Genomic DNA, 20,732 nt, shown 5'->3' on the forward strand with positions numbered 1-20,732 from the left:
GCGGCTAGGCTGCGGATCATGCTCGTAGCCGCCGCCGTCTGCCCCGCCCCGCCGCTCCTCGTGCCGGAGGTCGCCGCGGGCGCCGCCGCCGAACTCGGCGACGCCCGTACCGCCTGCTCCGACGCCCTGGCCGTGCTCGCCGCGGCCCGGCCCGACCTGCTGGTCGTGGTCGGTGCGGCGGCCGAGGGCGGTGGCTACGACCAGGGCACCCCCGGCGGCTTCGCCGGCTTCGGCGTGGACCTGACCGTCACCCTGGGCCCGGACCCGGCCGGACCGCCGAGCGGCGAAGTCACCGGCGCCGTCCTCCCGCCCTCCCTCGCGGTGGCCGGCTGGCTGCTCGGGCAGGCCCGCTGGGCGGCGGCCCCGGTCGCCGGGGTGGCCGTCGCCGAGGACCTCCCGACGAGCGGCTGCGGCCTGCTGGGCGCGGACCTGGGCCGCTCCGCGGACCGGGTGGCCATGCTGGTCATGGGCGACGGGAGCGCCTGCCGGACCCTGAAGGCCCCCGGCTACCTGGACGAACGGGCCGCCGCCTTCGACGCCGCCGCCGGACGCGCCCTGGGCGCCGCCGACACCGGCGCGCTCGCCGCGCTGGACCCGGCTCTCGCCGCCGAGCTGCTGGCCGCGGGCCGGGCGCCGTGGCAGGTGCTGGCCGGGGCCGCGGAGGGCGCGGGCCTGGACGGCCGGCTGCTGTACGAGGACGCCCCGTACGGCGTCGGCTACTTCGTGGCCGCCTGGTCGTAGCCGGCGCGGGCGCGGGGCCCGCCCGCAGGCACGTACGCCGTACGACGGAGGGGCGCGGGACCGTCCGGTCCCGCGCCCCTCCGGTACCGCGTCAGGGAGCGGCCGGCGGCGTCGGCCCGCCGGGGGTGTCCTTGTGCGCGATCTTGCCCAGGGCGTCCTTGGCCTTGTCCGCGCCGGTCGTGATCCGGGCGCTGTACTTGCCATGGGTCTTGGAGTCCACGACCTTGGCGACCTTGTCCAGGCCCTCGCCGATCCTGCCCTCGTGCTGCTGCGCGAGGTCGCCGACCTTCTCCTTCGCCGGAGCGAGCTTGGCCTTCAGATTGTCCATGAACCCCATGGGTCACCTTCCAGTGGCGTGACTACGTGCGGGCGCCCTCGCCGGCCCCGCTGTCCGCGGCCGCCTCCACCGACTGCTGCTTCGGGATCTCCACGGCCTCCGCCGCGGCGGTCCCGGCCGCAGCAGATCCGGCTTCCCCGACCTCAGCGACCTCCTCGGCCCCCACGGCCGGCTCGGTCTTCGCGTCCAGCGCCTCCGCCGTCCCGGCCTCGGCGGCGGCCGGTTCGGCCACTACCTCTTCCTTGCGACGAAAAATCCGGTCAAAAACGCCCATGTCTGCTCCCATAACGTTACTCGTGCGGGTGAAGTTCCGCCCTAGCCGAACCGGTGTCCACCACAGGGGCGCCAGGCGCACGCCGGGCCGGAACCTCTTCAGGGCAACGACCCCGCCCGCACCCCGTCACCTCACCCGATCGGGTACATGACGGTGTCTTGACCGGGGGCTGCGAGACTGTGTCGGTGAGGAATGCAGCCCCCGCCCCGCGGGTCATCGCCGTCGTCGGTCCCACCGCGGCCGGAAAGTCCGACCTGGGCGTCGCCCTGGCCCGCCACTTCGACGGCGAGGTCGTCAACGCCGACTCCATGCAGCTCTACCGGGGGATGGACATCGGCACCGCCAAGCTGACGCTCGAGGAGCGCGGCGGGGTCCCGCACCACCTCCTCGACATCTGGGACGTCACCGAGACCGCCAGCGTCGCCGAGTACCAGCGCCTGGCCCGCGCCGAGATCGACAAGCTGCTCGCCCAGGGCCGCACGCCCGTCCTCGTCGGCGGATCCGGCCTCTACGTCCGCGGCGCCCTCGACGCCATGGAGTTCCCCGGCACCGACCCCGAGGTACGGGCCCGGCTGGAGGAGGAGGCGACCCTCCGCGGCCCCGGTGCCCTGCACGCCCGCCTCGCCGCCGCCGACCCGGCCGCCGCCGCCGCGATCCTGCCCAGCAACGCCCGCCGTATCGTCCGCGCCCTGGAAGTCATCGAGATCACCGGCAAGCCCTTCACCGCCAACCTGCCCGGCCACGAGTCCGTCTACGACACCGTCCAGATCGGCGTCGACGTGGCCCGCCCCGAACTCGACGAGCGCATCGCACTGCGCGTGGACCGCATGTGGGACGACGGCCTGGTCGACGAGGTCCGCGCCCTGGAGGCCCAGGGCCTGCGCGACGGCATCACCGCCTCCCGAGCCCTGGGCTACCAGCAGGTACTGGCGGCCCTCGCGGGCGAATGCACCGAGGACGAGGCCAAGGCCGAGACCGTGCGCGCCACCAAGCGCTTCGCCCGCCGCCAGGACTCCTGGTTCCGTCGCGACCCCCGCGTGCACTGGCTCAGCGGAGCCGCCGCCGACCGGGGGGAACTCCCCGGACTCGCGCAGTCGTTGGTCGAACGAGCGGTCACAGCCTGATCACGTGATTGCATCGGGAAGCCCCGTGTGCCCGTCGCGGGCCCGGGTCCGTGCCATCATCAAACTTCTGAACAGTGGCGTACGAAGTCCGAGTGGGGAGGGCGCGTGGCTATGGAGGCCGGCCCTCGTGACACGGGGCGGGACGACACCAGGCGGGGAGCGGACCCGATGCTCCGAAGCGGGCCAGGCGAGCCTGGCGTGCCCGCCGGTCCCGGCACGCCGGACGCCCCGGCGGGCCCCGGCGGCACCGGGAGCGCGGGGAGTGCCGGGAGTGCCGACACGGCCGCTGACGGTCTCGGCCTGCCCGCCGAACCGGCCCGGCTGAGCCCCGACGGCCCCGACGCCCCGGAGCCCGGCACGGAGGCGGCCGCCGGCCCCGAGTTCGAGGTCGAGCTGCGCCCGCAGCGCCGCCTGCGCATCTGGCAGATCGCCCCCATCGTGATGCTGGCGGCCGCCGGCTCCCTGATGTTCGCCTTCCCCCTCGCCTTCGAGTTCGGGGACGGGGGCGCCGTCGTCGCCATGCTCGGCTTCCTCATCAGCTCCTGCGCGGGCGGCTGGGGCATGATGGCCGCGCGCCGCGTCGGCTACACCTGGCCCGGGCTGCCGCCGCGCGGCAGCGGCCGCCGCCCCGACTGGCGGATGGCCGCGCTGTACGCGCTGGTCGCGCTGGCCGTCGTAGCACTCGCCGTGTACCGCGTGGCCCGGCTGCGCTGACCGCGCCGCCCGGCCGCCACCCCCCGGCGGACCCGGCCTGACCGCATGCTGATCCCGCAGGCCACGGCCGTGGACCGCTCGGTACCATGGGCGGGTGACGCACACCACCCTCTCCTTCCTCAAGGGTCACGGGACCGAGAACGACTTCGTGATCGTCCCCGACCCGGACAACGCCGTCGACCTGCCCCCGACCGCCGTCGCCGCCCTGTGCGACCGCCGGGCCGGCATCGGCGCCGACGGTGTGCTGCACGTGGTCCGCTCCGCCGCCCACCCCGAGGCCGCGCACATGGCCGACGAGGCCGAGTGGTTCATGGACTACCGCAACAGCGACGGCTCCGTCGCCGAGATGTGCGGCAACGGCGTCCGCGTCTTCGCCCGCTACCTCCAGCACGCCGGGCACGTCGAGCCCGGCGACCTCGCCGTCGCCACCCGCGGCGGCGTCAAGCAGGTCCACCTCGACAAGACCGGCGACGTCACCGTCTCCATGGGCCGCGCCCTGCTCCCCGAGGGCGACGTCACCGTCTCCGTCGGCGAGCGCACCTGGCCCGCGCGCAACGTGAACATGGGGAACCCGCACGCCGTCGCGTTCGTTGAAAGTCTCGACCACGCCGGCGACCTGTACAGCCCCCCGCCGTTCAGCCCCGCCTCCGCCTACCCCACGGGGGTCAACGTCGAGTTCGTCGTCGACCGCGGCCCGCGGCACGTCGCCATGCGCGTCCACGAGCGCGGCTCCGGCGAGACCCGTTCCTGCGGCACCGGCGCCTGCGCCGTCGCCGTCGCCGCCATCCGCCGGGACGGAGCCGACCCCGCCGAGACCGGTCAGCCCGTCTCGTACACCGTCGACCTGCCCGGCGGCACCCTCGTCATCACCGAACACCCCGACGGCCGCGTCGACATGACCGGACCCGCCGTCATCGTCGCCTCCGGCGAGTTCGAAGCCGCCTGGCTCACCGAAACGGCTTTCGCCTGAAGATTCCCTCTCATGGGTGATCCGTTTCACGCTGAGCGAGAGGTGGACTGCGCCACGTGGTGGGGTCGGTAACATCAGGCACCGGCCCTGAGGGCTCACCCCATGCCCACCACCGCCGGTCGAAGCCGCCGGAGGTGCCCATGAGTGCAGAGGCCACGAACCCCGAAGCACATGCCGAGATGCGCCCTGAGCTGCGCAGACGAGGCCGTAGCCGACTAGATCTGCGCCGCCTGGGACGTGCGGCCCTGCTCGGGCCCACATCCCGCGACCGCCTGCCCGACGCCATCGGGCACGTAGCAGAAGCCCACCGTGCCCACCATCCGGACGCCGACCTGTCCATCCTGCGGAAGGCCTACCTGCTCGCGGAGCACTCCCACCGCGGCCAGATGCGCAAGAGCGGTGAGCCGTACATCACACATCCGCTCGCCGTCACCCTCATCCTCGCCGAACTCGGCGCCGAGACCACCACCCTGACGGCCTCTCTGCTGCACGACACCGTCGAGGACACCGATGTGACCCTCGAGCAGGTCCGGGAGGAGTTCGGCGACGAGGTCTGCTTCATCGTCGACGGCGTCACCAAGGTCGAGAAGATCGACTACGGGGCCGCCGCCGAGCCCGAGACCTTCCGCAAGATGCTCGTCGCCACCGGCAACGACGTCCGCGTCATGTCCATCAAACTCGCCGACCGGCTGCACAACATGCGCACCCTCGGCGTGATGCGCCCCGAGAAACAGGCCCGCATCGCCAAGGTCACCCGCGACGTCCTGATCCCGCTCGCCGAACGCCTCGGCGTCCAGGCCCTCAAGACCGAGCTGGAAGACCTCGTCTTCGCGATCCTGCACCCCGAGGAGTACGAGCACACCCGCGCCCTCATCGCCGCCCGCGCCGGCCAGGACGACCCCCTCGCCGCCATCGCCGACTCCGTCCGCACCGTCCTGCGCGACGCCGGCATCGCCGCGGAGGTCCAGGTACGCCCCCGGCACTTCGTCTCCCTTCACCGCATCTCCCGCCAGCGCGGCGAACTGCGCGGCTCCGACTTCGGACGCATCCTCGTCCTCGTCGCCGAGAACGCCGACTGCTACGGGGTGCTCGGCGAACTCCACACCTGCTTCACCCCGGTCGTCTCCGAGTTCAAGGACTTCATCGCCGTACCGAAGTTCAACCTCTACCAGTCGCTGCACACCGCCGTCGCCGTCCCCGAGGGGTACGTCGCCGAGGTCATCGTCCGCACCCGCCAGATGCACCGCGTCGCCGAAGCCGGCGTCGTCGCCCTCGGCAACCCGTACGCCACCGCCGAGGCCGCCGCCGCCGACTGCGACGAGGAACGAGTCGACCCCACCCGCCCCGGCTGGCTCTCCCGCCTCCTCGACTGGCAGCAGTCCGCACCCGACCCCGACACCTTCTGGAGCGTGCTGCGCGCCGAACTCGCCCAGGACCGGGAGATCACCGTCTTCCGCGCCGACGGGGGCACCCTGGGCCTGCCGGCCGGCGCCAGCTGTATCGACGCCGCCTACGCGCAGCACGGCGAGGCGGCCCACGGCTGTATCGGCGCCCGCGTCAACGGGCGCCTCACCTCCCTCTCCTCGCCGCTCTCCGACGGCGACACCGTCCAGCTGCTCCTCGCGCAGGACGCCTCCTCCGGACCCGCCGCCGACTGGCTGGACCACGCCAGGACCCCGGCCGCCCGGATCGCCATCGGCAGCTGGCTCCAGACCCACCCCGACGGCCCCGGCCCCGCCACCGCCGCACCCCGGGCACCGCTGTCCGTGCCGGGGCTGCGCGGCGGCGGGGGCAACGCCGTCGCCGACCTCCCCGACGCGCACGTCCGCCTCGCCGGATGCTGCACCCCGGTACCGCCGGACGCGGTCGCGGGATTCCTCGTACGCGGCGGGGCCGTCACCGTCCACCGGGAGCACTGCCCGGCCGTGGCCCAGATGCGCTCCCTGGGCCGCACCTCGGTCGCCGTGCACTGGCGGGCCACCGCCGACTGCCGGGTCACCCTCACCGCCGAATCGTTCGGGCGCCCGCACCTGCTGGCCGACCTGACCGAGGCCATCGCCCGGCTGGGGGTCGAGGTCGTCTCCGCCACGGTCGAACCGCCCGTCGAACAGCGCGTCCACCACAGCTACACGCTCCAACTGCCCGACGCGGCCGTGCTGCCCGCCCTGATGCGGGCGATGCGCGACGTACCCGGCGTGTACGACGTCAGCCGGGTGTAGAGGGGGCCGGGGGCCGGGGGATCGGGGGCGGAGTCGGGGGAGCAGGGGGGACGGGGCGGCTTTCGGGGAACCCGGGGGATCGCGGGGGTCGGCAGGGGATCGCGGGGGCAGCGCGCGCCGGGGCGCGTACGCGGGGGCGTACGGAGTCCGCCGCCAGGCTCCTCCCGCCCCGTTCGGGTGGAGTCGTCGCGCGCCGCTCGCGGGCCCGGGACACGCGCTGGTAAGCGGTGGTGGATGCAGCTCACCTCCCCGCGCCTGCGCGCCTCCCTGCTCGCCGCGGCCTCCCTCACCCTCGTCGCCGCCGTGCTGCCCCCGCCGAAGCCGCTGGGCATCGGTGACCGGCTCTTCCCCGAGCTGGGCAACCCCGGCTACGACGTCCTCTCGTACGACCTCTCCCTCACGTACAAGGACAACCGCAGCCCCCTCGACGCCGTCACCGCCATCGAGGCACGCAGCCTGGAACCGCTGGAGCGGATCAACCTCGACTTCACGCACGGGACGGTCGCCTCCGCCGAGGTGAACGGGCAGCCCGCGCGGTTCGAGTCCGCCGGGGAGGACCTCGTACTGACCCCCGCGCACCCGGTCCCCGCGAGCGCGCCGCTGCACATCACCGTCCGGCACACCAGCGACCCGCGCGGCCGGGCCTCCGACGGCGGCTGGGTCGTCACCGAGGACGGCCTCGCCATGGCCAACCAGGCCGACGCCGCCCACCGGGTCTTCCCCTGCAACGACCACCCGGCCGACAAGGCCTACTTCACCTTCCGCGTCACCGCCCCCGACGGGTACCGGGCCGTGGCCAACGGCCTGCCCGGCGCGCTCCCGGCCGCACGGGCGGGCGGCACCACCGAGTGGACCTACCGGACCCTGCACCCGATGGCCACCGAGCTCGCCCAGGTCTCCATCGGCCGCTCCGCCGTCCTCCACCACACCGGACCGCACGGCCTGCCCCTGCGCGACGTCGTCCCCGCCGCCGACCGGGAACGGCTGGAGCCCTGGCTCGCGAAGACCGCCGGGCACGTCGCGTGGATGGAGGAGCGCGTCGGCCGGTACCCCTTCGAGAACTACGGGGTGCTGATCGCCCGCGCGAGGACCGGCTTCGAGCTGGAGACCCAGACCCTCTCGCTCTTCGAGCACGGCCTGTTCGCCGGGGAGACGGCCGGCTACCCCGACTGGTACGTGGAGTCCGTCATGGTCCACGAGCTCGCCCACCAGTGGTTCGGCGACAGCGTCACCCCGCGCACCTGGTCCGACCTGTGGCTCAACGAGGGACACGCCACCTGGTACGAGGCCCTGTACGCGGACGGGCTCGGCAAGTACCCCCTGGAGCGGCGGATGCGCGAGGCCTACCAGCGCTCCGACCAGTGGCGGGCCCAGGGCGGCCCCCCGGCCGCCCCCAAGGCCGCCGCCCCGGGACAGAAGATCGGCCTGTTCCGGCCCGTCGTCTACGACGGGGCCGCGCTGATCCTCTACGCCCTGCGCCAGGAGATCGGCGCGGCGGCCTTCGACCGCGTCGAGCGGCGCTGGGTGGCGGAGAACAAGGACGGCATCGCCGGCACGGACGACTTCGTACGCCTGGCCTCCCAGGAGGCCGGACGCGACCTCACGGCCTTCCTGCGACCCTGGCTGTACGGGGAGACCACCCCGGCGATGCCCGGGCACCCGGAGTGGGGCGGGCCGGCGGCCGCTGCGGCCCCGGCCCCGGGGAAGGCCGCGGCTCCGGCCGCGGCTCGGGCAGCGGGTAAGCCGTAGCGGCGGAAAACGGTATGACGGCCGGGGAACGGGCATGACACCATCGACGAGGCCGACGGGGGGAAGCCCCCGAAAGGCCCCGGCGGGGCGTCCTGCCCCGCGGAATCCGGCATCGGGGAATCCGGCTCCGGGAATCACCGGGCGGGACCACACGTTGGACGTGACAGCGCTGTGTCACGCACAGCGGTACCTTTGGCCCTGGCCGAGCCGGCCCGGCCGCCCTGACCGGCCGGTGCGACACCATCGAATCGACGTAAGGATCCAATGACCTCCTCTTCTTCCCCTTCCCAGGACCCGCGGGACGCGCAGGACGTGCGGGACCCGCAGCGCTTCACCGAGAGCCTTCGGGCCGATGCCCTGATGGAAGAGGACGTCGCCTGGAGCCACGAGATCGACGGAGAGCGGGACGGCGACCAGTTCGACCGCTCCGAGCGCGCGGCCCTGCGCCGCGTCGCCGGTCTCTCCACCGAACTCGAGGACGTCACCGAGGTCGAGTACCGCCAGCTCCGCCTGGAGCGCGTGGTCCTCGTCGGTGTCTGGACCTCCGGGACGGTGCAGGACGCCGAGAACTCCCTCGCGGAACTCGCCGCCCTCGCCGAGACGGCGGGCGCCCTCGTACTCGACGGCGTCATGCAGCGCCGCGACAAGCCCGACCCGGCCACCTTCATCGGCTCCGGCAAGGCGCGCGAGCTGCGCGACATCGTCCTCGAAAGCGGGGCCGACACGGTCGTCTGTGACGGCGAGCTCAGCCCCGGCCAGCTCATCGCGCTGGAGGACGTGGTCAAGGTCAAGGTCGTCGACCGGACCGCCCTCATCCTCGACATCTTCGCCCAGCACGCCAAGTCCCGAGAGGGCAAGGCACAGGTCGCGCTCGCGCAGATGCAGTACATGCTGCCGCGACTGCGCGGCTGGGGCCAGTCGCTCTCCCGGCAGATGGGTGGCGGCGGCGGTGGCGGCATGGCCACCCGAGGCCCCGGTGAGACCAAGATCGAGACCGACCGGCGCCGCATCCGCGAGAAGATGGCGAAGATGCGCCGGGAGATCGCCGAGATGAAGACCGGCCGGGACATCAAGCGGCAGGAACGCCGCCGCAACAAGGTCCCCTCGGTCGCCATCGCCGGCTACACCAACGCCGGCAAGTCCTCCCTGCTCAACCGCCTCACGGGCGCGGGCGTACTGGTGGAGAACGCCCTGTTCGCCACCCTCGACCCGACCGTGCGCCGGGCCGAAACCCCCTCCGGCCGCGTCTACACCCTGGCCGACACCGTGGGCTTCGTCCGGCACCTGCCCCACCACCTCGTCGAGGCGTTCCGCTCCACGATGGAGGAGGTCGGCGACTCCGACCTCATCCTGCACATCGTGGACGGCGCGCACCCGGCACCGGAGGAGCAGCTGGCGGCGGTGCGCGAGGTCATCCGCGAGGTCGGCGCGGTCAACGTGCCCGAGATCGTGGTGATCAACAAGGCGGACGCCGCCGACCCGCTCGTCCTCCAGCGGCTGCTGCGCATCGAGAAGCACTCCATCGCCGTCTCGGCCCGCACCGGCCAGGGCATCGAGGAACTCCTCGCCCTCATCGACGCCGAGCTGCCCAGGCCCGCCGTCGAGGTGGAGGCCCTCGTGCCGTACACCCGCGGCGCGCTGATCGCCCGGGCCCACGCCGACGGCGAGGTGATCTCCGAGGAGCACACCCCGGAGGGCACCCTGCTCAAGGCGCGGGTCCACGAGGAACTGGCGGCCGAACTGGCGCCGTACGTGCCCGCCAAGCACTGACGCCGCCGGCACACGCCGCACGGCCACCCATGACGGAGGGCCCCCGCAGCAGCGGGGGCCCTCCGTCACTTCCTCAGGCCATGCTCTCGGTCATGCCCTGGGTCATGCCCTGGGCCATGTCCTCACGTCCGGCCGGTCACTTGAACTTGGCGCTCACCGCGTTGTAGATGCCCTTGGCCTCGGGACCGAGCTTCGGCCCGGCCAGCCAGCCCGCCTTCGCCGGACCGATCGAGGTGTTCGACACCAGCGCCGGCTTGCCGTCGGCACCCGCCGCCACCCAGCCGCCACCGGACGAACCGCCCGTCATCGTGCAGCCGATCCGGTACATCACCGGGTCGGCCTGCTTCAGCGCCAGCCGGCCCGGCTTGTCCGCGCACTGGAACGCCTTCTGCCCGTCGAACGGAGCCGCGGCCGGGTAGCCCGTCGCCGTGATGCTCGCGACCTTGCCCACCGCCGGAGCGTTGAACTCCACCGGCAGCGCCGTACCGACCGTCTCCTCAAGCGACTTGCCGCCGCCCTTCTCCGGCGTCACGTGCAGCACCGCGAAGTCGTACGGGGCACCCGCGCCGCCCGTCGGACCGCCCGTCGCGATCCACTGGTCCGAGGTCTGCGCCCAGTCGCTCCACCACACGCCGTACGGGGCGACCTGCTCGCGCGGCGCGCCCTTGAGCGCCGCCGCCGGCTTGCCCGCGTTGTTGTAGGACGGGACGAAGGCGATGTTGCGGTACCAGCCGCCGGCCTTGCCCGCGTGCACGCAATGGCCCGCCGTCCAGACCATGTTGGACTTGCCCGGGTGGGCCGGGTCCTTCACCACGGTGGCCGAGCAGACCATCGAGCCCTCGGGACCGTCGAAGAAGACCTTCCCGGACGCGGGGACGCTCGAGTGGTACGGCGAAGCCGCCGGCTGCGCCGCCACCGGAGCCGGGGTCGGGTCGGTGACGCCCTGGTCCTTGCCGGCGTCCGGGTCGACGGCCGGGCGCTGCGGCTGCTCGGCGTCACGCATCCGGTCCGGGTCCCAGAGGCCGTCGATGATCGGGTTGACGTAGTCGCCCGCCTCGCGGAGCCAGTCCTCCTTCTTCCAGTTCTTCCACGCGCCCCCCTTCCACTTCTCCAGGTCGAAGCCGTGCTGCTTGAGCCTCTCCTTGAGCTCGTCGGGGATCTTTATGCCGTCCGCCGCGCCGGACGGCGGGGGCGCAGCCACGGTCGGCTTGGCGTCGGCGCCGGCCTCACCGTCGCCGGGTCCGCAGGCCGAGGCGGTCAGCGCGAGCGCGGCCGCGCAGAGGATCGCGGTGACCGGTCGGTTCGGTCGCATGTCGTAAGCCCCCAGGAGTTTCGAGGTGTTGGGACGGATTCGATCGGGGTGGATCGCAGCACCCCACTATGCCGCCGTGGCATAGGACGGCGGGCGCCGGGTCGATGGTTCCTGCCGGGCAGGCCCGGCCGAACCGCAAGGATCTTCGGTGCACCCGTGATCCGAAGCCGTCACCGTCGTTGGTACGTACGGGGGATGGTGCAGCAGCGTTCGTGTTCGAGGCGCAATCCGGAAGAGCAACCCGCGGGAGGACCGACAGTCGTGGCCGTGACCGAACCGACCGCAACCGTTACCGCTACGGCGACCGCAGCCGACGCCCCGGCCCTGATCGCAGCCGGGGGCGTGGCCGAGGCCGGGGGCGAGGCTGCATCGGCGGCTGAGGGTGTGGCCGGGGCCGGGGCCGGGGCCGGGGGTGTGGACGGGGCCGACGCGGCACCACGGACGCAGGCACCCGCGGCCGGGGCACACGTCCCGGCGCAGGGCGGACGCGGGCCCGCCTCCGCCGAGGGCATCCTGCGCAGGCAGGCACTGCGGGAGTCCGCCGCCCGGACCTACGCCCGCTCGCTGCCCATCGTCCCCGTACGCGCCCGGGGGCTGACGATCGAGGGCGCCGACGGGCGGCGCTACCTCGACTGCCTCTCCGGCGCGGGCACCCTCGCCCTCGGGCACAACCACCCCGTCGTCCTCGAAGCCATCCGCGGGGTCCTCGACTCGGGGGCGCCGCTGCACGTCCTCGACCTGGCCACCCCGGTCAAGGACGCCTTCACCACCGAGCTCTTCGAGAACCTGCCCCCGGAACTGGCCGCCGACGCCCGCGTGCAGTTCTGCGGGCCCGCCGGGACCGACGCCGTCGAAGCCGCCCTGAAACTGGTCCGGGCCGCCACCGGACGCACCGGGCTGCTCACCTTCACCGGCGCCTACCACGGGATGACCGCCGGAGCCCTGGAGGCCTCGGGCGGCGCCGGCGACGTACGGGTGACCCGGCTGCCCTACCCGCAGGACCACCGCTGCCCGTTCGGGGTCGGCGGCGCCGAGGGCGCGCGGCTCGGGGCCCGCTGGACCGAGACCCTGCTCGACGACCCCAAGGGCGGGGTACCGCTGCCCGCCGCCATGATCGTCGAGCCCGTGCAGGGAGAGGGCGGGGTCCACCCGGCTCCCGACGCGTGGCTCCGCCGGATGCGGGAGATCACCGCGGCCCGGGGCATCCCGCTGATCGCGGACGAGGTGCAGACCGGGGTGGGCCGCACCGGTGCCTTCTGGGGCGTCGACCACGCCGGGGTGGTTCCCGACGTGATGGTCCTGTCCAAGGCCATCGGCGGCAGCCTCCCGCTGGCCGTGATCGTCTACCGGGCCGAACTGGACGTCTGGGCCCCCGGCGCCCACGCCGGAACGTTCCGCGGGAACCAGCTCGCCATGGCCGCGGGCACCGCCACCCTCGCCTACGTCCGCCACAACGGCCTCGCCGAGCGCGCGGCCTGTCTGGGGGAGCGGATGCTGACCGCACTGCGCGGCCTGGCGACGGAACAGCCGTGCGTCGGCGACGTACGGGGCCGCGGACTGATGCTCGGCGTCGAACTCGTCGACCCCGACACCGGCGCCGCCGCACCCGCCCTCGCCTCCGCCGTGCGTCAGGAGTGCCTGGACCGCGGCCTGATCGTCGAGCTCGGAGGCCGCCACTCCAGCGTCGTCCGCCTGCTGCCCCCGCTGACCCTCACCGACGAACAGGCCGCAGCCGTCCTGGACCGGCTGGCCGACTCCGTCCCCGCCGCCGCCCGCCGGCCCCACTGACCGCACCCCGAAGGACCCCCCGATGCCCGACCCCTCCACCACCCCACCCCCGCCCCTCCCAGGCCCCCCACCCACCACCCCGCCCCCGGCCGCTGCGGCTCCAGCCGCCACCGCGCCCCCGTTCCCAGCCGCCACCCCGCCCTCGGGCCCCGCCGCTGGCCCGGCCCGCGTCGGCACCCCGGTCCCGACCCTGGGCCCGGCCGTCACCCCGGTCCGGAGCGCCGCTGCGGGCCCGGCCCGCGCCGACACCCCGGTCCCGGCCCCGGCCCCGGCCGTCACCCCGGTCCGAGGCGCCGCTGCGGGCGCGTTCCCGGCCGCCACCCCGGCTGCCGCCGCGGGCTCGGGCCAGGCCGCCACGACGCCCCCGTTCCCGGCCGCCGCCGTGGCCCCGGGCCCGGCCGTCCCCCCGCACCCGGCTACCGCCCCAGGCACCGCCGCGGCTACCGTTGCGGGCGCGGGCCCGGCTGCAACGGCACCTCCGTTCCCAGCCGTCGCCCCCGCGGCCGCGGGCGCCCCCGCGGCCCCGGTCCCGGCCGTCACCCCGGTCCCGGACGGCGCTGCGGCTGCGGTGTACCCGGGCCTGCCCGCCACCGCGGCCCCGGTCTCGGCTGCGACCTCGGGTTCGCCCGCCGCCCTCGACGGGCCCCCGGCCTCCCCGGCCCCGCCTCAGGCCGCCGCTCCCTCGGCACCGACCGCCCCGGCCCCGCCTCAGTCGGCCGTCGCGCCCCTGGCGCCCAACGGCCCAGCGGCTCCCCTCCCGCCGGCCCCGCCCGCTGCTGCGATCCCTCCGGCCCCCACCCCCCTCGCCCGGCTCACGCCCGCCACCCCTGCGGCCGCAGACGCGGCGGGCCCGGACCAGTCGGCGGCCGGGCTCGGCGACGCCCCGGCTCAGGGCGTCGCGGCCCCCGACCAGCAGCCGCTCCCGGTGCGGCCGGGCACGCCCGCCCCGGCGCGGCCGGACGGTCCCGGCAGGCCGTCCGCCCCCGGGCATCCCGAGGCGCCCGCCGTGCCCCAGCCGCCCGCGGCGTCACCGGCCGCGGACCGGGATCCGGCGGCCCCCGGGCGGCTCCGGGCCGGAGCGGAGGCCGGTGCTGTAGCCGGGGTCCCGGCGGCGCAGGCCACCTCGGCCCACGTCCCGGCGGGCACCGTGCCCCGGCAGAAGGACGGCACCCTCCGCCCGCGCGTGGGCGGCACTGGCCCCGCCGGCCCCGACCCGGCGGCGCTGCCCGACCTGCTGGACCACCCCGACCCGGCCACCGCGGCCGAGTCCGCGACGGTGGAGAACCTACTGCGGTGCTGGGTCCGCGAGAGCGGCATCGGCCGCCCCGACGGGCCCGTCGGAACCCTGCTCCGCGTCCCCCTCCCCGCGTCCGGGGCCGCGCTGCTCGTCCCCGTCCGGTACTGGTCCCCGGCAGGCTGGCACCGGTTCGGCGCCGCCCGCCTCGAAGGCGCCCCCGCCCACGCCCCCGCCGTGGACGCCGTCACCCTCGCCGGCCTGCTCGCCCGCGAGGGCGACGTCCGCAGCGGCACCGACCTCGTCGGCCGGGTCGCCGACTCGGTGCGCCGCACCACCGAGTTCATCGCCGACCGCCGTCAACGCCCCACCGGCCCGGCCCCCGTCGCAGGCGACCGCTTCCTCACCGCCGAACAGTCACTCCTCCTCGGTCACCCCCTCCAACCGGACCCCAAGAGCCGCGAAGGACTCTCGGAGGCCGAAGTACGCCACTACTCACCCGAACTCCACGGCTCCTTCCCCCTGCACTGGATCGCGGTCGCGCCCGACGCCCTGGCCACCGACTCCGCCTGGACCGAACGGGGCCGTCCGGTGTCCGCCGCACAGCTCCTCGCCCGCCTCGCCCCCGGCCTCCCCCTGCCCGCCGGCACCACCGCCCTTCCCCTGCACCCCTGGCAGGCCCGAGACCTCCTCCAGCGCCCCGCCGTCACCGCCCTGCGCGACGCGGGACTCATCACAGACCTGGGCCCCCACGGCACCCCCTGGTACCCCACCTCCTCCGTCCGCACCGTCCACCGCCCCGGCGCCCCCGCGATGCTCAAGCTTTCGCTCGGACTGCGCATCACCAACTCCCGCCGGGAGAACCTCCGCAAGGAACTCCACCGTGGCGTCGAGGTCCACCGGCTCCTGCGCACCGGTCTCGCCGAGCAGTGGCAGACCGCCCACCCCGGCTTCGACATCGTCCGCGACCCCGCCTGGATCGCCGTCGACGCCCTGGACGGCACCCCCGTCCGCGGATTCGACGCCGTACTGCGCCACAACCCCTTCCACTCCGACGACGACGCCGTGTGCGTCGCCGCACTGACCTCCCTCCGCCCGTGGCCCGGCCGGACCACGATGCGCTCCCGGCTGGCCGACACCCTCTCCCGGCTCGCGGTGACCACCGGCCGGCCCGTCGCCGCCGTCGCAGCCGAGTGGTTCCTGCGCTACCTCGACCACGTCGTCCTGCCGGTACTCGCCTTCGACGCCCTCGCCGGCATCGCCCTCGAAGCGCACCAGCAGAACACCCTCGTGCTCCTCGACCGGGCAGGCTGGCCCGTCGGCGGCCGCTTCCGCGACAACCAGGGCTACTACTTCCGCGACTCCCGGCGAGCCGAACTGGAACGCCGCCTCCCCGGCATCGGGGGCGACAGCGACACCTTCGTCCCGGACGCCGTCACCGACGAACGCTTCGCCTACTACCTGGGCATCAACAACGTGATCGGCCTCATCGGGGCCTTCGGATCGCAGCGGCTCGCCGACGAGCGCGTGCTCCTTGCCGCCTTCCGCCGCTTCCTCGGCAAGGCCTCGGGCCTCGGCCCGGTCCCGGCACGGCTCCTGGACTCGCCGACCCTGCGCTGCAAGGCCAACCTCCTCACCCGCCTGGGCGGGCTGGACGAGCTCGTGGGCCCCGTCGACACCCAGTCCGTCTACGTCACCATCACCAACCCCCTCCACGACTGACGCGCTCCCACCGACACCGAGAAGGGCCCCGATGCCTCCTACGGACACCACCACCAGCGCCGGCGGCCCCGCCTCCCGGGAGGCCACCGCGCACCGCTTCACCGTCGGGCTGCTGCCGCTGCTCGCCGAGGCGGACCTCCTCGACTCACCGGCGGGCTGGGGTGCGGTCCCGACACCGGCAGGACTCTTCCGCCTCGAACCCGTACGGCCGGGCCGGGACCTGAAACTGCTCACCGGCTGGATGAACGACCCCGGCGTGGCCGCCTACTGGGAACTGGGCGGATCGCCCGCCGTCACCGAAGCCCACCTGCGGGCCCAGCTCGACGGCGACGGCCACAGCATTCCCTGCCTCGGCGTCCTCGACGGGAGCCCCATGAGCTACTGGGAGATCTACCGGGCCGATCTCGACCCGGTCTCCCGCCACTACCCGGCGCGCTCCCACGACACGGGTATCCACCTGCTCATCGGAGACGGCACGAACCGGGGCCGGGGCCTGGGCACCACGCTGCTGCGAGCCGTCACCGAGCTCGTCTTCGACAACCGCCCCCGATGCACACGCGTCATCGCGGAACCGGACATTCGCAACACCCCCTCCGTATCAGCATTCATGAACGCCGGCTTCCGCTATTCCACGGAAATCGAACTCCCCGATAAACGAGCAGCCCTGATGGTCCGTGAGCGGGCCCTGCGCAATCTGCTCTGATCCCCGCGCCGTGCCCGGTCATCACAGCCGGTGATCACAACCGGTCATCCTGGCCAATTCGGCATTCGGCATTCGGTTTTCACAGCTCTCATCTTCAGAACTCCGCGTCGTTCAGCAAGGTTCCCGATATCCGAGGAGTCCCGTGCCGAATTTCCCCGCGGCCCCCGACCCGGCCGACCACGCCGTCCCCCCGTCGCCCCAGCACCCGTGCACGCCCCCCGAAATCAACCGGCCCACCTGGGACTTCGCCGCACGCCGGCTGCTGGCCAAGATGCTCGGCGAGTTCGCGTACGAGGAGATCGTCCTCCCCGTCCCCGTCCCCGCACCCTCCGCCGCCGGTGACGCCTGGACCCTGACCCTCGACGACGGCAGCAGCCTGGGCTTCCGCGCCCGTCGGCGCGCCTACGGCAGCTGGCAGGTCACCCCGGACACGATCACGCTGACCCCGGCGGCCCCCTCCGCGGAGCCGCCGACCGCGTTCGGGGACCCGTACGGCTTCCTCGTAAGGGCCCGCACCCTGCTGCGCCTCGACGGACCGACCCTCGGCCACCTGATCCACGAGCTCAGCTCCACCCTCGCCGCCGACGCACGCCTCGACCACCACGCACTCACCGCCGACGTCCTCGCCGAACTGGACTACGCGGCGCTCGAAGGACACCAGACCGGCCACCCCTGGCTCGTCGCCAACAAGGGCCGTGTCGGATGGTCCGCCGCGGACGCCGCCGCCTGGGCCCCCGAGGCACGCACCCGGCAGCGGCTGCCGTGGCTCGCCGCCCACAGCTCCCTGGCCGAGTACCGGGGCACCGCCGGCCTGGAGGACCCGGCACGCCTCTACGCGGCAGAACTCGACCCCGCCACCCGCGCGGCCTTCGACGGGATCCTCCGCGACCGGGGCCTCGACCCGCTCCGCTACCTGTACCTCCCCGTACACCCCTGGCAGTGGGACGAGATCGTCCTGCCCCTCTTCGCGCCCGCCCTCGCCTCCGGCACCCTCGTGCCGCTCCCCGCCGATCCCGACGACAGGATCCCGCAGCAGTCGATCCGTACCTTCCTCAACCTCACCCGTCCCGACCGGCACAGCGTCAAACTCCCGCTGTCCGTCTTCAACACCACCGTCTGGCGCGGCCTGCCCAGCGACCTCAGCGTGGCCGCGCCCGCCGTCACCGCCTGGATCCACTCGCTCCGCGACGCCGACCCCTTCCTGCGCGACGAATGCCGGGTCGTACTGCTCGGAGAGGTCGCCTCGGTCACCGTCCGCCACCCCGTGTACGACGGGCTGCCCGAGGTGCCCTACCAGTACAGGGAGCTCCTGGGAGCGATCTGGCGGGAGCCGCTGGCGGGCCGGCTCGACCCCGGAGAACGCGCCCGCACCCTCGCCTCCCTCCTGCACGTCGATCCGCGCGGCCGCTCCTTCACCGCCGAACTCGTCGCCCGCTCCGGCCTCACCCCCGAGGCCTGGCTGCGCCACCTCTTCGCGGCCCTGCTGCCCCCGCTGCTGCACTTCCTCTACCGCTACGGCACGGTGTTCTCCCCGCACGGCGAGAACACCGTGGTGATCTTCGACGAGCGGGACGTCCCCGTCCGCCTGGCCGTCAAGGACTTCGTGGACGACGTCAACATCAGCAGTACCCCCCTGCCCGAGCACGCGTCCATGCCCGACGCGGTGCGGGCCGCGCTGCTCGCGGAGCCACCCGGCTTCCTCACCCAGTTCATCCACTCGGGACTGTTCATCGGCGTCTTCCGCTACCTGTCCGCCCTGTGCGACGACCGGCTCGGCGTGCCCGAGGACGCGTTCTGGTCCCTCGTGCGGGCGGAGATCCTCCGCCACCAGGCCCGCTTCCCCGAGGACAAGGAGCGCCACCGCCTCTTCGACCTGCTGACGGAGCGGATCGACCGGCTCTGCCTCAACCGGAACCGGCTCCACGCGGACGGCTACCGTGACCGCCCGGACCGGCCGGCCGCCGTCGTCCACGGCACCGTGCCCAACCCCCTGCACGGCCCCTGAAGAGTGATCGATGCGGTCGCTGTCGGTGGCGCCCCGTAGGGTTGGCAGTGCTATGACGAAGCCCTCCCTCACCGACCTGCTGCACGCCGCCGTCTCCGCCGTCGGCGGCACGGAGCGGCCCGGCCAGGTGGCCATGGCCGAAGCCGTCGCCGAAGCGATCGACGACAACTCCCACCGGCTGATCCAGGCCGGCACCGGCACCGGCAAGTCCCTCGGCTACCTGGTGCCGGCCCTCGCGCACGGCGAGCGCGTCGTCGTCGCCACGGCGACGCTCGCGCTCCAGCGCCAGCTCGTCGAGCGCGACCTGCCGCGCACGGTCGAGGCACTGCACCCGCAGCTGCGCCGGCGACCGCAGTTCGCCATGCTCAAGGGCCGGTCCAACTACCTGTGCCTGCACCGCCTCCACGAGGGCGTCCCGCAGGACGAGGAGGAGGGCCTCTTCGACCAGTTCGAGGCGGCCACCCCGACCAGCAAGCTCGGCAAGGACCTGCTGCGCCTGCGCGACTGGGCGGACGAGACCGAGACGGGCGACCGCGACGACCTCACCCCCGGCGTGTCCGACAAGGCCTGGAGCCAGATCTCCGTCTCCTCCAGGGAGTGCCTGGGCGCGACGAAGTGCGCGTACGGGGCCGAGTGCTTCGCGGAGGCGGCCCGTGAGCGGGCCAAGCTCGCGGACGTGGTCGTCACCAACCACGCCCTGCTCGCCATCGACGCCATCGAGGGCGCCCCCGTGCTCCCGCAGCACGAGGTGCTGATCGTCGACGAGGCGCACGAGCTGGTCTCCCGCGTCACCGGTGTAGCCACCGGCGAGCTCACCCCGGGCCAGGTCAACCGGGCCGTGAAGCGTGCCGCCAAGCTGGTCGACGAGAAGACCGCGGATTCCCTGCAGACCGCCGCGGAGACCTTCGAGCGGGTGATGGAGCTGGCGCTCCCCGGCCGTCTGGAGGTGGTCCCGGAGGACCTCGGCTACGCGCTGATGTCGCTGCGCGACGCCGCGCGCAACGTGATCTCCGCGATCGGCGCGACGCGGGACAAGTCCGTGCACGACGAGGACGCCGTCCGCAAGCAGGCCCTCGCCGCCGTGGAGAACGTCCACGCGGTGGCGGAGCGGATCACGCTCGGTTCCGAGTACGACGTCGTCTGGTACGAGCGCCACGACCGGTTCGGCGCCACCCTGCGGGTCGCCCCGCTCTCGGTGTCGGGCCTGCTGCGCGAGAAGCTCTTCGAGGACCGCTCGGTGGTCCTCACCTCGGCCACCCTCAAGCTGGGCGGCGACTTCAACGGGGTCGCGGCCTCGCTGGGCCTCTCCCCGGAAGGGGTGGAGGGCGAGGACGTGCCGGTGTGGCGGGGCCTGGACGTCGGCTCCCCGTTCGACTACCCGAAGCAGGGCATCCTCTACGTCGCGAAGCACCTGGCGACACCGGGCCGGGAGGGCACCCGCGGCGACATGATGGACGAGCTGGCGGAGCTGATCGAAGCCTCCGGCGGCCGCACCCTGGGCCTGTTCTCCTCCATGCGCGGCGCCAAGGCCGCCGCCGAGGAGCTGCGCGGGCGGCTCGACAACCCGATCCTGCTCCAGGGCGAGGAGACGCTCGGCGAGCTGATCAAGACCTTCGCGGCGGACCCGAAGACCTGCCTGTTCGGGACGCTGTCCCTGTGGCAGGGCGTGGACGTGCCCGGGCCCAGCTGCCAGCTGGTGATCATGGACAGGATCCCGTTCCCGCGTCCGGACGACCCGCTGATGAGCGCGCGGCAGAAGTCGGTCGAGGAGCACGGCGGCAACGGCTTCATGGCGGTCGCGGCCACCCATGCCGCCCTGCTGATGGCCCAGGGCGCGGGCCGGCTCGTACGGGCCTCCGGTGACCGGGGGGTGGTTGCGGTCCTGGACCCCCGCCTGGCCACGGCCCGGTACGGAAGCTTCCTGCGGGCCTCGCTGCCCGATTTCTGGTACACCACGGACCGCAATCAGGTCCGCCGCTCGCTGGCCGCCATCGACGCGAGCGCGAAGGCCGACGGCAAGTAGCGACCCGGGGCCCAGGCCCACTCCCCACCCGCGGGGAGGTGAGGGGG

At 74.0% G+C, this 20,732-nt stretch carries 15 protein-coding genes; 12 read left to right on the forward strand and 3 right to left on the reverse strand.

The window, feature by feature from the left end:
* The first annotated feature begins 18 nt into the window (after positions 1-18).
* Positions 19-741, forward strand: coding sequence for a hypothetical protein (locus D1J60_RS26540; protein WP_125822776.1), 723 nt, complete (start codon positions 19-21; stop codon positions 739-741).
* A 91-nt stretch (positions 742-832) separates the two neighbouring features.
* Here the strand turns inward: D1J60_RS26540 and D1J60_RS26545 are convergent, their stop codons facing one another.
* Both D1J60_RS26545 and D1J60_RS26550 read right to left on the reverse strand, forming a co-directional pair.
* Entirely contained in the window at positions 833-1,078 is a 246-nt protein-coding gene (locus tag D1J60_RS26545; RefSeq protein WP_125822777.1) for an antitoxin, read from the reverse strand.
* A gap of 22 nt (positions 1,079-1,100) precedes the next feature.
* The gene (locus D1J60_RS26550) at positions 1,101-1,352 is read right to left on the reverse strand and encodes a hypothetical protein (RefSeq protein WP_125822778.1); all 252 of its coding nucleotides are present in this window, start codon (positions 1,350-1,352) and stop codon (positions 1,101-1,103) included.
* Between the two features lie 185 nt (positions 1,353-1,537).
* Between D1J60_RS26550 and miaA the strand changes: the two genes are divergently transcribed.
* From miaA to hflX, 6 genes are all read left to right on the forward strand, one after another.
* Positions 1,538-2,476 carry a tRNA (adenosine(37)-N6)-dimethylallyltransferase MiaA gene (miaA, locus tag D1J60_RS26555; RefSeq protein ID WP_125822779.1) on the forward strand — a complete coding sequence of 313 codons (939 nt, stop codon included), beginning with the start codon at positions 1,538-1,540 and terminating at the stop codon, positions 2,474-2,476.
* A 198-nt stretch (positions 2,477-2,674) separates the two neighbouring features.
* Positions 2,675-3,190 (forward strand): hypothetical protein, encoded by a 516-nt coding sequence (locus tag D1J60_RS26560; RefSeq protein ID WP_125602847.1) that lies wholly within the window; start codon positions 2,675-2,677, stop codon positions 3,188-3,190.
* 94 nt (positions 3,191-3,284) lie between these two features.
* The gene (dapF, locus tag D1J60_RS26565) at positions 3,285-4,160 is read left to right on the forward strand and encodes a diaminopimelate epimerase (RefSeq protein ID WP_125602840.1); all 876 of its coding nucleotides are present in this window, start codon (positions 3,285-3,287) and stop codon (positions 4,158-4,160) included.
* A 140-nt stretch (positions 4,161-4,300) separates the two neighbouring features.
* Positions 4,301-6,379 carry an HD domain-containing protein gene (locus tag D1J60_RS26570; protein ID WP_125822780.1) on the forward strand — a complete coding sequence of 693 codons (2,079 nt, stop codon included), beginning with the start codon at positions 4,301-4,303 and terminating at the stop codon, positions 6,377-6,379.
* A 234-nt stretch (positions 6,380-6,613) separates the two neighbouring features.
* Entirely contained in the window at positions 6,614-8,128 is a 1,515-nt protein-coding gene (locus D1J60_RS26575; protein ID WP_125822781.1) for a M1 family metallopeptidase, read from the forward strand.
* A 264-nt stretch (positions 8,129-8,392) separates the two neighbouring features.
* The gene (gene hflX, locus D1J60_RS26580; protein ID WP_125603890.1) at positions 8,393-9,898 is read left to right on the forward strand and encodes a GTPase HflX; all 1,506 of its coding nucleotides are present in this window, start codon (positions 8,393-8,395) and stop codon (positions 9,896-9,898) included.
* Between the two features lie 136 nt (positions 9,899-10,034).
* Here the strand turns inward: hflX and D1J60_RS26585 are convergent, their stop codons facing one another.
* Positions 10,035-11,210, reverse strand: coding sequence for a hypothetical protein (locus D1J60_RS26585; RefSeq protein WP_125603891.1), 1,176 nt, complete (start codon positions 11,208-11,210; stop codon positions 10,035-10,037).
* A gap of 510 nt (positions 11,211-11,720) precedes the next feature.
* On the opposite strand from D1J60_RS26585, the gene D1J60_RS26590 reads away from it, so the two are divergent.
* The 5 genes from D1J60_RS26590 to D1J60_RS26615 all read left to right on the forward strand — a co-directional run bounded on the left by D1J60_RS26590 (position 11,721) and on the right by D1J60_RS26615 (position 20,685).
* A complete protein-coding gene (locus D1J60_RS26590) occupies positions 11,721-12,998 on the forward strand; it encodes a diaminobutyrate--2-oxoglutarate transaminase family protein (protein ID WP_125824196.1) in 1,278 nt (425 codons plus the stop codon).
* Between the two features lie 1,006 nt (positions 12,999-14,004).
* Positions 14,005-15,954: an IucA/IucC family protein gene (locus D1J60_RS26600; protein WP_347147198.1), complete on the forward strand. Its 1,950-nt coding sequence runs from the start codon at positions 14,005-14,007 to the stop codon at positions 15,952-15,954.
* A gap of 31 nt (positions 15,955-15,985) precedes the next feature.
* A complete protein-coding gene (locus D1J60_RS26605; RefSeq protein ID WP_125822782.1) occupies positions 15,986-16,657 on the forward strand; it encodes a GNAT family N-acetyltransferase in 672 nt (223 codons plus the stop codon).
* A 142-nt stretch (positions 16,658-16,799) separates the two neighbouring features.
* A complete protein-coding gene (locus tag D1J60_RS26610) occupies positions 16,800-18,662 on the forward strand; it encodes an IucA/IucC family protein (RefSeq protein WP_125822783.1) in 1,863 nt (620 codons plus the stop codon).
* 52 nt (positions 18,663-18,714) lie between these two features.
* Complete coding sequence (locus D1J60_RS26615; RefSeq protein WP_125602042.1) at positions 18,715-20,685, forward strand: ATP-dependent DNA helicase; 1,971 nt, start codon at positions 18,715-18,717, stop codon at positions 20,683-20,685.
* Positions 20,686-20,732 lie beyond the last annotated feature (47 nt).

Source organism: Streptomyces sp. W1SF4, assembly GCF_003950035.1.
GTDB lineage: Bacteria > Actinomycetota > Actinomycetes > Streptomycetales > Streptomycetaceae > Streptomyces > Streptomyces racemochromogenes.